Here is a 13,150-nt window from a genome sequence, read left to right as displayed (position 1 = left end):
TTACAGACCTGAATCCAGCATTTCTTTGGCATGCGCCAGCGTAGTGCCCGAAAGCTTTTCCCCACCCAGCATGCGGGCAATTTCGGCCACGCGCTGCTCGCCGCCCACAGGGGTCACGGTGCTCAGGGTGGCGCTGCCTTGCAGCTGCTTGGACACCACCAAGTGGTGGTGCGCGCACGCGGCGACTTGGGGCAAGTGGGTCACGGCCAGCACCTGGCGGTCGCTGCCCAGCTGCTGCATGAGGCGGCCCACGGTTTCGGCCACTGCGCCGCCCACACCGGAGTCCACCTCGTCAAATATCAATGTCTGGGCGGTGCCCAAGCGGCTGGTGGTCACCGCAATGGCCAGCGCCATGCGCGACAGCTCGCCGCCCGAGGCCACCTTGCCCACCGGGCGCGGTGTGCTGCCCGCATGGCCGGCGGCCAGAAACTGCACGTCTTCCAAGCCGCTGGCTTGGGGCTGGGCCAAAGGCTCCAGAGCTACTTCAAACCGGCCGCCCTGCATGCCCAGCCCTTGCATGGCTTGGGTGATGCTTTGGGCCAGCAGGGGTGCTGCCTTGGCGCGTTGTTTGGAGAGGGCTTTGGCCTCCGCCATGAAGGCGGCCTGGGCCTTGCGCTCTTTGGCTTGCAGGCCGTCCAGGTCGGCGGCGGCATCCAGCTGGGCCAGCTCGGTTTTCCAGCTCGCCCACAGTTCGGCCAGCTCTTCGGGCGGGCGCTTGTAGCGGCGCGCCAGGCTCACCCAGAGCGACATGCGTTCATCCAGCTCGGCCAAGCGCTCCGGGTCCAGCTCGGCACGGCGGGCATAGCTGCGCAGGCTGTGTACGGTGTCTTCTATCTGCGCGACGCTGGAGTTCAGTGCCTCGATGGCATCTTTAAATTCGGCCTCCAGGTGCGACTGGGCTTGCAGCAGTTGTAAGGCAGCGTGCAGCGGGGCCAGGGCATTGGTTTCGTCGTCTTCCAGCAGGTTGACGGCGCCTTGGGCTGCGTCGATCAGCGCCTGCCCATTGGCCAGGCGGCTGTGGCTGGCGTTGAGCTCGGGCCACTCGTCGGTGCCGGGGTTGAGCTTGTCTACCTCACCAATCTGCCAGGCCAGGCGCTCGCGCTCGCGCTGAAGGCTGTCTTGGGCGGCTTGCGCTTGAGTAAGGGCTTGTTGGGTCTGGCGCCAGCTGGCCCACAGGCCGCTCAAGGCGCTGGTGTCCACCTTGGCATACGCATCCAGCAGGCCGCGCACGGCCTCGGGCCGGGTCAGGCTTTGCCAGGCGTGCTGGCCGTGAATGTCCAGCAGCTGCTCGCCGATGGTGCGCAGCTGCTGCGCGGTGGCGGGGCTGCCATTCACCCAGGCGCGGCTTTTACCTTGTGTGTCCACGGTGCGGCGCAGCAGCAGGGTGTCGCCGGCTTCGAAACCGGCGTCGTCCAGCACGGCTTGCAGGCCCGGCGCATTGTCAAACTCGGCGCTCACGTCAGTGCGGGCCGCACCTTCGCGGATCACGCCGGTGTCAGCGCGCGCGCCGGTGACCAGCTGTAGCGCATCAATCAGGATGGATTTGCCCGCGCCGGTTTCGCCCGTCAGCACCGAAAAGCCGGATTCGAGGTCCAGCTCCAGCTCGCTGACGATCACAAAGTCTCTGAGAACAATTCGCTTGAGTGCCATGTTTTCAAGTGGGGAGGTGCTTACGCCACCCCTTCATTCCAATGCATTTTCTGGCGCAGGGTGTCAAAGTAGGTCCAGCCCTTGGGGTGCAAAAAGCGCACCTTGTGCTGCGAGCGGGTTACCTCGATGCGGTCGCCGTGCATCAGGCTGGCCAGGCTCTGCATGTCAAAGTTGGCGCTGGCATCGCGCCCTGCTACGATTTCAATAGCTATCCGCGCACTGTCGGCGAGCGCTATCGGCCGATTTGACAATGTATGTGGCGCAATCGGCACCATCACCCAGGCGGCGATCGAGGGGTGCAACAGCGGCCCGCCGGCCGACATGGCGTAGGCGGTAGAGCCCGTGGGCGAGGCGATGATCAGCCCGTCCGCCCGCTGGTTGGCCACAAAGTGCCCGTCAACCTCTACCCGCAGCTCCACCATGCCCGAGGTGGCGCCGCGGTTCACCACCACGTCGTTCATGGCCTCGGCCTCAAACACGCAGTGGCCGTCGCGCATCACGCGGGCGCGCATCAGGGCGCGGTCATCCACCTCGTAGTGGCCGGCCAGCATGGGGGCCAGCGTGGTTTTGTATTGCTCGAAGCGAATGTCGGTAATAAACCCCAACCGCCCGGAGTTGATGCCGATCAGCGGCACCTGGTAACGCGCCAGCTGGCGGCCTATGCCCAGCATGGTGCCGTCGCCGCCCACCACCAGGGCCAGGTCGCAATGGGTGCCAATGCCGTCTACATCCATGGTGGTGTAGTTGCTCAGGCCCGTGTTGGCGGCGGTGTCTGCCTCGATCACCACCTCGCAGCCCTGGTCCATCAAATAATGGGCAATCTCGTCCAGCGATTTGCGGGACGAGGCCCCCGCAGCGCTGGTGCCGGTGGTTTGGTACTTGCCGATCAGAGCGACATGCCTAAATTGGGACAACATGCGCAAATTAGACACTAAATAGGTTACTAAAATGACCGGCATGCTCGATGAACGTTCCAAGATGTTGATGAAGGCGCTCGTAGAGCGCTATATCGCCGATGGACAGCCCGTCGGTAGCCGCACGCTCTCCAAAGAGTCCGGCCTCGACCTCTCGCCCGCCACCATCCGCAACGTCATGTCGGACCTGGAGGACCTGGGCCTCATCGTCAGCCCCCACACCTCGGCCGGGCGCATTCCCACCGCGCGCGGCTATCGCCTGTTTGTGGACACCATGCTCACCGTGCAGCAGGGCCACATGGCCGCGCACAGCCTGGCGCCCGACCAGCCGCAAAAAGTCATCAGCAACGCGGCCAACCTGCTCTCCAACCTGTCGCAGTTTGTAGGTGTGGTGATTGCGCCGCGCCGCACATCGGCCTTCCGGCATATTGAGTTTTTGCGCCTCTCGGAGCGGCGGCTGCTGGTCATCATCGTGGCGCCCGATGGCGATGTGCAAAATCGCGTCATTTACACCGAGGTGGACTACACCCAAAGCCAGCTGGCCGAGGCGGCCAACTTTTTGAACAGCAACTACATGGGGCTGGAGATCGAGCAAGTGCGCCTGCGCTTGCAAGGCGAGGTGGAAAGCCTGCGCGGCGAAATTGCCGCCCTCATGCAAGCGGCGGTGAACGCCAGCTCAGAAGTGATTTCCGAGACGCAAGACGAAGTGGTGATCTCCGGCGAGCGCAACCTGCTGTCGGTGTCTGACTTTTCGAGCGACATGGGCCACCTGCGCCGCGCGTTTGAGCTATTCGAGCAAAAAGCCCAGCTCATGCGCCTGCTGGACGTGACTGGCCAGGCCGAAGGCGTGCGCATCTTCATCGGGGGAGAGAGCCAGGTGGTGCCGTTTGAAGACCTTTCCATCGTCAGCAGCCCCTACGAGGTAGACGGCAAAGTGGTCGGCACGCTGGGCGTGATCGGCCCCACCCGCATGGCGTATGACCGCATGATCCAGATCGTGGATATCACCTCCAAACTGGTGAGCAACGCCCTTAGCCACCACAAATAGCCCCCTGCGGCCGGCTACAATCTGCGGTTCGGTTGGGGCGTTAGCTCAGTTGGTTAGAGCAGAGGACTCATAATCCTTTGGTCGAGTGTTCAAGTCACTCACGCCCTACCATTCAAACAAAAATAAAAAGCCCGTTGCGAAGTTCGTAACGGGCTTTTTTGTTTGGTTTTTCTTATGTGCTGGGAGGCACCAATGACAAAAGAGGAAACAGGAGTAATGACGGGGAGAAATGCCAGTAATGTGGTGACAAGATCAGCAACACACTTTATTGGAATGGTCACTGGGGTGGTTGCAGATGGATTGGTAAATCAACTCGAAGCCCGAATGTTGTTAACTTGGCTTACAGCTAATCCTGCAGTTGGGGATATCTACCCTGGCAATGAGATACGGATTCGCATGGAGCAGAGCTTGGCCAGAGGAGAATTTAGTCAAGAGGACGAAGCGACTCTTTGTCTTTTTCTGGCGCAATATGCAACTGCGAGTTTCGCTGAGTCAGGATCGGTCACCCCAGAGTCCATTCCAAATGCAATTGATGACAACATCGATTTGCTACTTCACGAGGCAGTAGTTTGTTTTACGGGACAATTTCGCTTCGGTACTCGAAAAAACTACGAAGAAATTGCTCTAAATAGGGGCGCAGGACACTCTGAAACGATTAGTAAAAAGGTCAATTTGCTAGTCGTTGGTGGGACATCAATCGATTGGGCGCACGAAAATTTTGGGCGGAAAATTCAGAAAGCAGTGCATTTGCAACAAGGCGGTCACTCCATATCAATCATCTCTGAGGAGCGTTGGCTGGAGCTAACGAAGTAACTTATGGCGACAAGCAAGCGTTCGTCGGCGAAGAAAATCAGCGATCCGAAAGCTCACTTTTCGAGCTGGGATTACTCAATTGAGGCGCATCACTATGAGTCTCTCGGCGTGAACTACAGGCAATTCATGAAGGACAAAAAGCCGTTCTGGTCATGGGCAGTCACCGATACAGAGGAACCCCAGATTGAAGTTGGCTCTACGTTTTATTTGCGTTGTCAACCAAGGGAATTCTTGCAAGTTGTGAGTGATTGGGATGCGTTCCACATCGAGGTTCATTTAGGTTATGTGGGGATAGATAAATGTCGGAGGGCCTTTGCCATGACGCCAAAACAGTTGATAGAGCTACTTAAAACAGGGCGCCTATCTTCCAACGTGAAGAGTTTGGATCTGGCAAGCAGTAAGGCTGGGCTTTTGGCATGGCAGATTGCCGAGGTACCTGAATTGCTTGATTGAAGAGTGCTCGATCGTTCTGGACCTAGTGCACGAGAAAAAAGCCTGTGTGTCTCACGACCCACAGGCTTTTTTCATTCCGCGCTGAAGCAATCAGCGCATCAGCACCTCAGTGCTGAAACACTACCGCTTCCAGCTTCATCCCCTTGATCTTCTCGGCCGCAGCATCGGCCAAGGCCTTGCTCAGGTAGGGGCCCACGCGCACGCGGGTGAGGGGGCCTTTTTTGCTCTTCACGACATCGGTGAACACGGGCAGCTCAGCCTTCTCCAGGGTGCGGAAGGCGTTGGTGCCGTTGGTGGGCACGGCAAACAAACCTACGTTGATATAGAAGCCGGGCACCAGGTCGCCGCCGCTGGACTTGGGGGCGGCTGCTTTGGCGCTGGCTTTGTGGTCTGCTCCTGCGTGGGCAGCGGCTTTTTCTTTGCCCTTGCCTTTGCCTTTGGCGGGTGATTTGGCGGCCACGGCGGGTTCGGGTGGAGCCATCACGGGGGTGGACTTCATGACCGGCTGGGGCTCCAGCGGCGCGGTGTCGGCGGTGCTCACGGGCACGGGGGCCGGGCTGGGCTTGGGCGCCTCTTCCGCCACCACAGGGGGTGCGGGTGGGGGTGCCACAGCTTGGGCAGCAGGCGGGGGCGGTGCGTCGTCAGAACCCCATGTCAGTGCCTTGGGCCAGATGGCGCAGCCGGAAAGCGCGCTGGCCAGCAGGCCGGCGGCCAGCAGGGTGCGGCCGGTGCGCAGGGGGTGATGGGCCATGGGCAGGTGGGGCACAGAAGACATAGGGCTGCTGCTTTCTCGTTAAAACGGGGTCATGGGGTGACTGCTGCACCGCATGCACGGGGCGTGCCGGCGCAATCCTCAAAATGTACTGTATGTAAAGCATCGTTCCACCGTCTGCGTGCAGCTTGACCCAGCGCAACACCTGCGGCCGCCAGCGGCCTACGCTGGAGGTGTTGTTCAACACACAGAAAGAAACACCATGTCGCATTACCACGCAGTTGTCTGGTTGGATCATTCGGAGGCGCACGTCATGCACATTGCGCCGGACGATGTGGAGGCCTCCATCGTGCGGCCCAAGCACCCGCATTCGCATGTGCACGCCAAGAGCGGCGTAGTGGGCTCGGGCAAGGCCGCCGAAGACAAGCAGTACTTCCACGCCATTGCCGAGGCGCTCAAGGGCGCTGAAGAAATCTTGGTAGTGGGCCCCGCGCAGGCCAAGCTGCAGCTCATCAAGCACCTGCACAGCCACGACCCGCAGGTGGGCAACAAGGTGGTGGGCGTGGAAAGCATTGACCACCCCACTGACGCCCAGCTGGTGGCATACGCCCGCAAGTACTTCATTACCAAAGACCCGATACTGGCCTGAACCCCTGCCGCACCGACGCGGCTCACCCGCCCCCCTAGAATGGCCGCGCACCATGGTGGTGGTTGGCATAAAGGGGTAGGCATGAAAGCGCTTCGCATAGTCGGGTGGGTGGTTCTGGCGGTGGTGGGCCTGTTGGCCGTGGCGGTGGGCGCCTTGTTTGCGCTGTTTGACGGCGACAAGATCAAGGCCGAAATCAGCCGCACCGTGCTGGAGCAAAAGCAGCGCACGCTGGTGATTGCGGGCAAGCCTCAGCTCTCGGTGTGGCCGGATGTGGGCATTCAGCTTGACGGGGTCACCCTCTCGGAGCGGGGCAGCAGCACCGAGTTTGCGGCCCTGAAGTCGGCCCGCATGTCGGTGGCAGTGATGCCGCTGCTGAGCAAACAGGTGCAGGTGCGCGCCCTGGACGTGACCGGCCTCAAGGCCACCCTCATCAAGCGTAAAGACGGCAGCCTGAATATTGCCGACCTGTTGGGCGACCCAAGCGCCCAGCCCGCGCCGGCCAATGTGCCCGCGCAGCCGGCAGAGCCCCTCAAGATTGACGTGGCCGCCATCCGCATTGCCGACGCCCAACTCACCTGGCGCGACGAGCAGGTTGGCAGCACCACCAACATCAACAACCTGAGCCTGTCCACCGGCCATGTGCAGGCGGACACGGGCGCCAAAACGGCCAACATCGAAAAACTGAGCCTCGCCATCAAAGGCCAGGCCGGGGCCGACGGCTTTAGCCTCGCGCTAGACGCGCCCAAGCTGGCCTTGTCGCCCGCCCGCTCCAGCGGCGAGGCGGTCACCCTGAGTGCGGGTGTGCAGGGCAGTGGCCGCAGCGCACTGCTGAAGCTGGTGCTGAGCGGGGTGGAAGGCAATGTCGACGCCATCCGCATCAGCAAGCTCACCGGCAGCCTGGACCTGGCCCACCCCGACATGCCCATGAAGCAGCTCAGCCTGCCGCTAAATGGCAGCCTGCAGGTGAACCTCGCGCAGCAAAGCGCGGCCTTGGCACTGGCTACCAAGTTTGATGAATCCAACATCGCCACCAAGCTCAACGTGGCCAGGTTCGCACCCCTGTCGCTGGGCTTTGACCTGGACATTGACCAGCTGAATGTGGACAAATACCTGCCGCCCAAACCCGCTGGCGAGGCACCAGCCCAAGAGGCTGAGGGCAAAGAGGCGCCCATCAACCTAGCCGCACTCAAAGGGCCCACGGTGCAGGGCAACATCCGCATCGGCAGCCTGCAGGTGGCCAAGCTCAAGCTCGCGCAAATCAACGCCAAGCTGGCGCTGGCCGGTGGCAAGCTCGATGTGGCGCCGCTGAGCATGAAGCTCTATGAAGGCAGCACCAGCGGTAGCGTTTCGGTGAACGCCAATGGCAACCAGATTGCCCTGCGCCAGAACCTGCAGGGCGTGAGCATCAACCCGCTGATGAAAGACCTGCTGGACAAAGACATGCTCGAAGGCCGCGGCAACATCACGCTGGACGTGAACACCCGCGGCGAAACGGTGAGCGCCTTCAAAAAGGCGCTGGGTGGCAGCGCGGCGCTGGCGCTCAAAGACGGTGCCATCAAGGGGATCAACCTTGCGCAAAGCCTGCGCGATGTGAAAGCCAAGCTCGGCCAGGCCGACACCACCCAGGCGGCCAACGCCAGCCAGAAGACCGATTTCTCGGAACTGACCGCCAGCTTCAAAATCGCTAGCGGCGTGGCCCGCAACGACGACCTGAGCATGAAGTCCCCCTTCATCCGGCTGGGTGGTGCGGGGGATATCGATGTGGGTGCGGGTCAGATGAACTACCTGGCCAAGGCCACGGTGGTGGCCAGCGGCGAAGGGCAGGGCGGCAAAGACGCCAACCAGCTCAAAGGCCTGACCGTGCCGGTGCGCCTGAGCGGCCCGTTTGAGTCGCTGAGCTACAAAATCGAATTCGGCGCCATGCTGGAAGACGCCACCAAAGCCAAGGTGGAAGAGAAGAAGCAGGAGATCAAAACCAAGGTCGAAGACGCCGTGAAAGACAAGGCCAAAGACCTGTTCAAGGGCTTGCTGGGCAAGTAGGCAGCGCGTAGTGGGTTGGTTTTGCTCCTGATTTAGGAGCTGCCCGCGCTTATTCCACAGGCGCTAGATGCCGATTTGACACTCAACCCCGAGTGATCAGGCTTTGGCCTTGGGCTTGCGCTGGCGTTCGATCAGCAGGGCGCGGCAGCTGCCGTTGATGACGCGCAGCTCGGCCAGGGTGGCGTCGATCTGGGCGCGCTTTTTCTCCAGCTCGGTGATCTCGTTGTCGGTGCGCGTGATGACGTACTGCAGCTGCTGCGCGCGGCCTTCGCCGTGGTCGCCATACAAATCGAGATAGGTTTTGATTTCTGAGAGCGGCGAGCCGATGGCCTTGGCCCGCAGGATCAGGGCCAGCCGTGCCCGGTCGCGCCGGGTGTAGACGCGGGCGCCGTTCACCCTGCGGGGGGCGAGCAGGCCCTTGTCTTCATAAAAGCGCAGCGCCCGCAGGGTGATGCCGAACTCACGGCACAGCTCGGTGATGCCGAAGAGTTCGGTGGTGCCCTCGTCGCGGTGGGAGTCGACAAACGCTTGCGCGTCGGTCAGGGCGTCGCTTTTTGCCATGGGCAGGGTCAGATCACGCGTTGCAGGCGCATGGCCACACCCATGTCGCCGCTGACCTTGAGCTTGCCGGCCATGAAGCCGGTGGCGGGCTCCAGGTCGCCGTCCAGCATGGCTTGCAGGTTGTCCAGGGTGATGCCGACGGTGCAGTCGGTATCGGTGTTGGTGTTGCTCACGGTGTTGGGAGTGCTGGCACCGTCGATGACGATGACGCCGTCAGCGCCCATGTCGAACTTCAGGGTGGCGTTGAGGCCGCTGTCGTCGCCCACTTTGGCGCGGATTGCTTGGGTTGCGGATTCGAGGGACATGTTGTGTTCTCCGGTGTCGGGTAAATCGAATGGACCGTGGCGGATGGTAGTGGCCGAGCATAACGTAAGGCATAGTGAAAACACCTATACGGCAACTGGTTGACGTTAACGTCACCCTGACCTCTAATGCGTCAAGTAACTCAGAAAGCCCAGACCTATGCCTGCCCTGCGTTCCAAGATCAACCCGCGCTCCGATGCCTTTGCCGCCAATGCCCAGCGCATGCAGGGCCTGCTGGCCGAGGTGCAGCGCTTGCAGGACATGGTGATTGCCGAGTCGGAAAGCAAGCGTGAAAAGTTTGAGAAGCGCGGCCAGCTGCTGCCGCGTGAACGAGTGGCCCGCCTGCTGGACCGCAACTCGCCGTTCCTGGAGCTGAGTCGCTTGGCCGGCCTCAACATGCACGACGACGACGGCAAAAAGGCAGTGCTGGGCGGCGGCTCCATCATCGGCATCGGTACCGTGGCGGGCAAGCGCTGCCTGATCTCGGTGAACGATAGCGCGGTCAAAGGCGGCACCGTGGCACCCATGGGCCTCAAGAAGGCGCTGCGTGCCCAAGAGGTGGCCCTGCAAAACAAGCTGCCGGTGATTTACCTGGTGGAGAGTGGTGGCGCCAACCTGATGTACCAATCCGAAATCTTTGTGGAAGGCGGGCGCAGCTTTGCCAACCAGGCGCGCATGTCGGCAGCGGGCATTCCGCAAATCTCGGTGGTGCATGGCTCCAGCACGGCGGGCGGTGCGTATCTGCCCGGCCTTTCGGACTACGTGGTGTTGGTGCGCGGGCGCAGCAGCATTTACCTGGCCGGCCCCCCCTTGGTAAAAGCCGCCATCGGGGAGGACTGCACCGACGACGAGCTGGGCGGGGCTGAGACGCATGCGCAAGTGACCGGCCTGGGTGAGTACCTCACCGAGGACGACGCCCACGCCATCGCCCTGACCCGCGAGCTGATGGACAAGATCAACTGGGACACTGCACCACACGCTCCAGCCCAGGGCGCCGGCTTTGCGGCACCACTGTTTGACGAGCAGGAGCTGATGGGTATCGTCCCTGCGGACGAGCGCGAGCCCTATGACGTGCGCGAGGTGATTGCCCGGCTGGTGGATGGCTCGGACTTTCTGGAATTCAAGGCCGGCTATGCCCCCGAGATGATGTGCGGCCACGCCCGCATCGAAGGCCGGCTGGTGGGCATTCTGGGCAACAACGGGCCGATTCAACCCGCGGGCTCTACCAAGGCGGCGCAGTTCATCCAGTTGTGCGACCAAAGTGGCACGCCGCTGCTGTTTTTGCAGAACACCACCGGTTACATGGTGGGCTCGGTGGCCGAGCGCAATGGCGCCATCAAGCACGGCAGCAAGATGATTCAGGCGGTAGCAAACGCGCGCGTGCCCAAATTCACCGTGGTGCTGGGCGGCTCGTATGGCGCGGGCAACTATGGCATGTGTGGGCGCGGGTTTGACCCGAACTTCATCTTCAGCTGGCCCACCGCGCGCACCGCAGTCATGGGCGGCGCGCAAGCCGCCAAGGTGATGGACATCGTGAACCGCGCCAAGGTGGAGCGTATGGGCATGGAGGCGAATGACGAAGCGCTCAAAGCCATGTCCGACGGGCTGCGCCTGCGGCTGGACAAAGAGAGCGCAGCCCTCTTTGGTACCGCCCGCTTGTGGGACGACGGAATCATCGACCCGCGAGACACCCGCCGCATTTTGGGCCTGTGCCTGGCGCTGGCCGCCGAGGCCGCAGACCGCCGGCTGAACGCCAACACTTTTGGTGTGGCCCGTCTCTGAGCGCGGCTGACCGACTCACTCATCACAACGACCCGAGGACACCCCATGAAATTCACCTCCGAGCACACCCAGATTGCCGACACGGTGCGCAAATTTGTGGCCAACGAGATCAACCCCTTCACTGCGGAGTGGGAGAAAGCGGGCATCTTCCCGGCGCGTGCCTTGTTCAAGAAGATGGGCGACCTCGGGCTGCTGGGCATCAAGTACCCCACCGAGTTCGGCGGCATGGGGCTGGACTTCAGCTACTCCATGGTGATGGCCGAGGCGCTGGGCGACTGCAATGTGGGCGGTGTGCCCATGGCCATTGGTGTGCAGACCGACATGTGCACTCCGGCATTGGCCCGCTTCGGCAGCGACGAGCTGCGCAACCAGTATCTGGCGCCGGCAATCGCGGGCGACATGGTGGGCTGCATCGGCGTGAGCGAGGTAACCGGCGGCTCGGATGTGGCAGCCCTCAAAACCACAGCCCGCAAAGACGGCGGTGATTACGTGATCAACGGCTCCAAGATGTGGATCACCAACGGCATGCAAGCCGACTGGTGCTGCCTGCTGGCCAACACCAGTGAAGGCGCGGTGCACAAGAACAAGTCGCTCATCATCGTGCCCATGGACGCGCCGGGCATCACCCGCCAGAAGATCGAGAAGATCGGCATGCACAGCAGCGACACGGCCCAGCTCTTTTTTGACAACGTGCGGGTGCCGCAGCGCAACCTGATCGGCCAGGAGGGCATGGGCTTCATGCTGCAGATGCTGCAGTTCCAGGAGGAGCGGCTCTACGGTGCGGCCAGCAGCCTGCGCTCGCTGGACAACCTGATCAACCTCACCATCGACTACACCCGCCAGCGCCAGACCTTCGGGCAGCCTATCCTCAACAACCAGGTGGTGCATTTTCGCCTGGCCGAGCTGCGCACCGAGGTGGAGTGCCTGCGTGCGCTCACCTACCGTGCGGTGGAGCAATACGTGGGCGGCAAGGACGTGACCAAGCTGGCCTCCATGGCCAAACTCAAGGCGGGCCGCCTGAGCCGCGAGGTGACGGACAGCTGCCTGCAGTACTGGGGCGGCATGGGCTTCACTGCCGACAATCCGATCTCGCAGGCCTACCGCGACAGCCGCCTCATCTCGATTGGCGGCGGTGCGGACGAAATCATGCTGGGCATCATCTGCAAGCTCGAAGGCACCTTGCCCGGCAAAGCCGCCTGAGCTATGCAGGTTTCTGAGTCAAATAGCCCGCTAGCGCCCATAGATAGTGCGCAAGCAGCTCCTGAAAAAGGAGCAAACTATCCTGCGCCTAGTTTCGGACATATCCGCGCAGAGCAGGTGGGGGCGGTGTTGCACATCACCCTGAACCGGCCTGAGGCGCGTAACGCTATGTCCCTGCAAATGGTGGCCGAGCTGCAGCAAGCTTTGCAGGCGGCAGAGGCCACTGCAGGCAACGAAGGCGCTGTGCGCGTGGTGGTGTTGCGCGGCGCAGGCGGGCACTTCTGCGCGGGTGCGGACCTCAAAGACATGGCTGGCGCACGCATGCGCTCCATGCAGTGCGAGGCTGGCGCGCCCGACCCGATTGCAGAGGTGAACGCCGCCTTCGGCCGCCTGTGCGTGGCTTACGCCCAGACCCCGCTGGCCGTGGTGGCCGTGCTGGAAGGCACGGTCATGGGCGGCGGCTTCGGCCTGGCCTGTGTGGCCGACGTGGCGCTGGCGGACGACAGTGCTTCGTTCCGCCTGCCCGAGACGTCGCTGGGCGTAGTGCCCGCGCAGATCGCCCCATTTCTGGTCGAGCGCTTGGGCTATTCGCAGGCCAAACGCTTGGCAGTGACCGGCGGGCGCTTGGACGCTGCTGCGGCGCACAGAATGGGCTTGGTGCATGAGCTGTGCAGTGCTGACGACTTGCCACAGACACTGAGCCGCGTGCTCTCCGACATATTGGCCTGCGCCCCCGGCGCCTTGGCCGCCACCAAAGCCTTGATGCATCAAGCGCGCTTTAGCCCGCCTGCTGATCTGGTGGAGCAAGCCGCCGCCGTATTCGCCCACTCAGCGCAAAGCGCCGAGGGCCTAGAGGGCATGACTGCATTCATACAAAAGCGCAAACCCAAATGGGCCGTGACATGAATTTATGGTCAACCAACAAAGCCACTCCAAGCCTGTGGGGCGATGCGCTTTGCGTAGGTCAAGGAGGAGCCCGCAAAGCGGGCGGGGGACACGGAGCAAAGCGCATTGCCCCGCAGGCG

The 13,150-nt window shown here is 62.2% G+C and carries 13 protein-coding genes and 1 tRNA gene; 9 read left to right on the top strand and 5 right to left on the bottom strand.

The window, feature by feature from the left end; translation table 11 throughout:
* Both recN and ACOAP0_RS05360 read right to left on the bottom strand, forming a co-directional pair.
* Positions 1–1,650, bottom strand: a complete 1,650-nt coding sequence (gene recN, locus ACOAP0_RS05365; protein ID WP_498375283.1) for a DNA repair protein RecN — start codon at positions 1,648–1,650, stop codon at positions 1–3.
* 20 nt (positions 1,651–1,670) lie between these two features.
* Positions 1,671–2,567 (bottom strand): NAD kinase, encoded by an 897-nt coding sequence (locus ACOAP0_RS05360; RefSeq protein WP_087494851.1) that lies wholly within the window; start codon positions 2,565–2,567, stop codon positions 1,671–1,673.
* Positions 2,568–2,607: 40 nt separating this feature from the next.
* Between ACOAP0_RS05360 and hrcA the strand changes: the two genes are divergently transcribed.
* From hrcA to ACOAP0_RS05340, 4 genes are all read left to right on the top strand, one after another.
* On the top strand, positions 2,608–3,612 hold the full coding sequence (gene hrcA, locus ACOAP0_RS05355) for a heat-inducible transcriptional repressor HrcA (protein ID WP_498375284.1): 1,005 nt from the start codon (positions 2,608–2,610) through the stop codon (positions 3,610–3,612).
* 34 nt (positions 3,613–3,646) lie between these two features.
* Positions 3,647–3,723 (top strand) — tRNA-Ile (locus ACOAP0_RS05350).
* A gap of 81 nt (positions 3,724–3,804) precedes the next feature.
* Entirely contained in the window at positions 3,805–4,425 is a 621-nt protein-coding gene (locus tag ACOAP0_RS05345) for a BRCT domain-containing protein (protein ID WP_498375285.1), read from the top strand.
* Positions 4,426–4,428: 3 nt separating this feature from the next.
* Positions 4,429–4,878 carry a hypothetical protein gene (locus ACOAP0_RS05340; RefSeq protein WP_498375286.1) on the top strand — a complete coding sequence of 150 codons (450 nt, stop codon included), beginning with the start codon at positions 4,429–4,431 and terminating at the stop codon, positions 4,876–4,878.
* A 106-nt stretch (positions 4,879–4,984) separates the two neighbouring features.
* Here ACOAP0_RS05340 and ACOAP0_RS05335 read toward each other — a convergent pair whose 3' ends face one another.
* On the bottom strand, positions 4,985–5,653 hold the full coding sequence (locus ACOAP0_RS05335) for an SPOR domain-containing protein (protein WP_498375287.1): 669 nt from the start codon (positions 5,651–5,653) through the stop codon (positions 4,985–4,987).
* Positions 5,654–5,852: 199 nt separating this feature from the next.
* Between ACOAP0_RS05335 and ACOAP0_RS05330 the strand changes: the two genes are divergently transcribed.
* On the top strand, positions 5,853–6,239 hold the full coding sequence (locus tag ACOAP0_RS05330) for a translational machinery protein (RefSeq protein ID WP_498375288.1): 387 nt from the start codon (positions 5,853–5,855) through the stop codon (positions 6,237–6,239).
* Between the two features lie 81 nt (positions 6,240–6,320).
* On the top strand, positions 6,321–8,279 hold the full coding sequence (locus tag ACOAP0_RS05325) for an AsmA family protein (protein ID WP_498375289.1): 1,959 nt from the start codon (positions 6,321–6,323) through the stop codon (positions 8,277–8,279).
* Between the two features lie 96 nt (positions 8,280–8,375).
* On the opposite strand, the gene ACOAP0_RS05320 is transcribed toward ACOAP0_RS05325, so the two are convergent.
* Together ACOAP0_RS05320 and ACOAP0_RS05315 are read right to left on the bottom strand one after the other, a co-directional pair.
* Complete coding sequence (locus tag ACOAP0_RS05320) at positions 8,376–8,840, bottom strand: MerR family transcriptional regulator (protein ID WP_498375290.1); 465 nt, start codon at positions 8,838–8,840, stop codon at positions 8,376–8,378.
* An 8-nt stretch (positions 8,841–8,848) separates the two neighbouring features.
* The gene (locus ACOAP0_RS05315; protein WP_087494838.1) at positions 8,849–9,145 is read right to left on the bottom strand and encodes an SCP2 sterol-binding domain-containing protein; all 297 of its coding nucleotides are present in this window, start codon (positions 9,143–9,145) and stop codon (positions 8,849–8,851) included.
* A gap of 157 nt (positions 9,146–9,302) precedes the next feature.
* On the opposite strand from ACOAP0_RS05315, the gene ACOAP0_RS05310 reads away from it, so the two are divergent.
* The 3 genes from ACOAP0_RS05310 to ACOAP0_RS05300 are packed head-to-tail and all read left to right on the top strand — an operon-like array spanning position 9,303 to position 13,031.
* Positions 9,303–10,925 carry an acyl-CoA carboxylase subunit beta gene (locus tag ACOAP0_RS05310; RefSeq protein WP_313877294.1) on the top strand — a complete coding sequence of 541 codons (1,623 nt, stop codon included), beginning with the start codon at positions 9,303–9,305 and terminating at the stop codon, positions 10,923–10,925.
* A gap of 45 nt (positions 10,926–10,970) precedes the next feature.
* Positions 10,971–12,125 carry an acyl-CoA dehydrogenase family protein gene (locus tag ACOAP0_RS05305; protein WP_313879780.1) on the top strand — a complete coding sequence of 385 codons (1,155 nt, stop codon included), beginning with the start codon at positions 10,971–10,973 and terminating at the stop codon, positions 12,123–12,125.
* Positions 12,126–12,128: 3 nt separating this feature from the next.
* Positions 12,129–13,031, top strand: a complete 903-nt coding sequence (locus tag ACOAP0_RS05300) for an enoyl-CoA hydratase/isomerase family protein (protein ID WP_498375291.1) — start codon at positions 12,129–12,131, stop codon at positions 13,029–13,031.
* The last annotated feature ends 119 nt before the right edge of the window (positions 13,032–13,150 follow it).

The sequence above is a fragment of the Curvibacter sp. Hmag1.1 genome, assembly GCF_059769165.1.
This window is presented reverse-complemented; position numbering and strand designations above follow the sequence as displayed.

Bases quoted from the DNA above. Each gene is read 5' to 3' on its own strand.
- ACOAP0_RS05315 (WP_087494838.1), bottom strand. From the start codon at position 9,145: ATGTCCCTCGAATCCGCAACCCAAGCAATCCGCGCCAAAGTGGGCGAC.
- ACOAP0_RS05310 (WP_313877294.1), top strand. From the start codon at position 9,303: ATGCCTGCCCTGCGTTCCAAGATCAACCCGCGCTCCGATGCCTTTGCC.
- ACOAP0_RS05340 (WP_498375286.1), top strand. From the start codon at position 4,429: ATGGCGACAAGCAAGCGTTCGTCGGCGAAGAAAATCAGCGATCCGAAA.
- ACOAP0_RS05305 (WP_313879780.1), top strand. From the start codon at position 10,971: ATGAAATTCACCTCCGAGCACACCCAGATTGCCGACACGGTGCGCAAA.
- recN (WP_498375283.1), bottom strand. From the start codon at position 1,650: ATGGCACTCAAGCGAATTGTTCTCAGAGACTTTGTGATCGTCAGCGAG.
- ACOAP0_RS05360 (WP_087494851.1), bottom strand. From the start codon at position 2,567: ATGTTGTCCCAATTTAGGCATGTCGCTCTGATCGGCAAGTACCAAACC.
- ACOAP0_RS05320 (WP_498375290.1), bottom strand. From the start codon at position 8,840: ATGGCAAAAAGCGACGCCCTGACCGACGCGCAAGCGTTTGTCGACTCC.
- ACOAP0_RS05345 (WP_498375285.1), top strand. From the start codon at position 3,805: ATGACAAAAGAGGAAACAGGAGTAATGACGGGGAGAAATGCCAGTAAT.
- hrcA (WP_498375284.1), top strand. From the start codon at position 2,608: ATGCTCGATGAACGTTCCAAGATGTTGATGAAGGCGCTCGTAGAGCGC.
- ACOAP0_RS05300 (WP_498375291.1), top strand. From the start codon at position 12,129: ATGCAGGTTTCTGAGTCAAATAGCCCGCTAGCGCCCATAGATAGTGCG.
- ACOAP0_RS05330 (WP_498375288.1), top strand. From the start codon at position 5,853: ATGTCGCATTACCACGCAGTTGTCTGGTTGGATCATTCGGAGGCGCAC.
- ACOAP0_RS05325 (WP_498375289.1), top strand. From the start codon at position 6,321: ATGAAAGCGCTTCGCATAGTCGGGTGGGTGGTTCTGGCGGTGGTGGGC.
- ACOAP0_RS05335 (WP_498375287.1), bottom strand. From the start codon at position 5,653: ATGTCTTCTGTGCCCCACCTGCCCATGGCCCATCACCCCCTGCGCACC.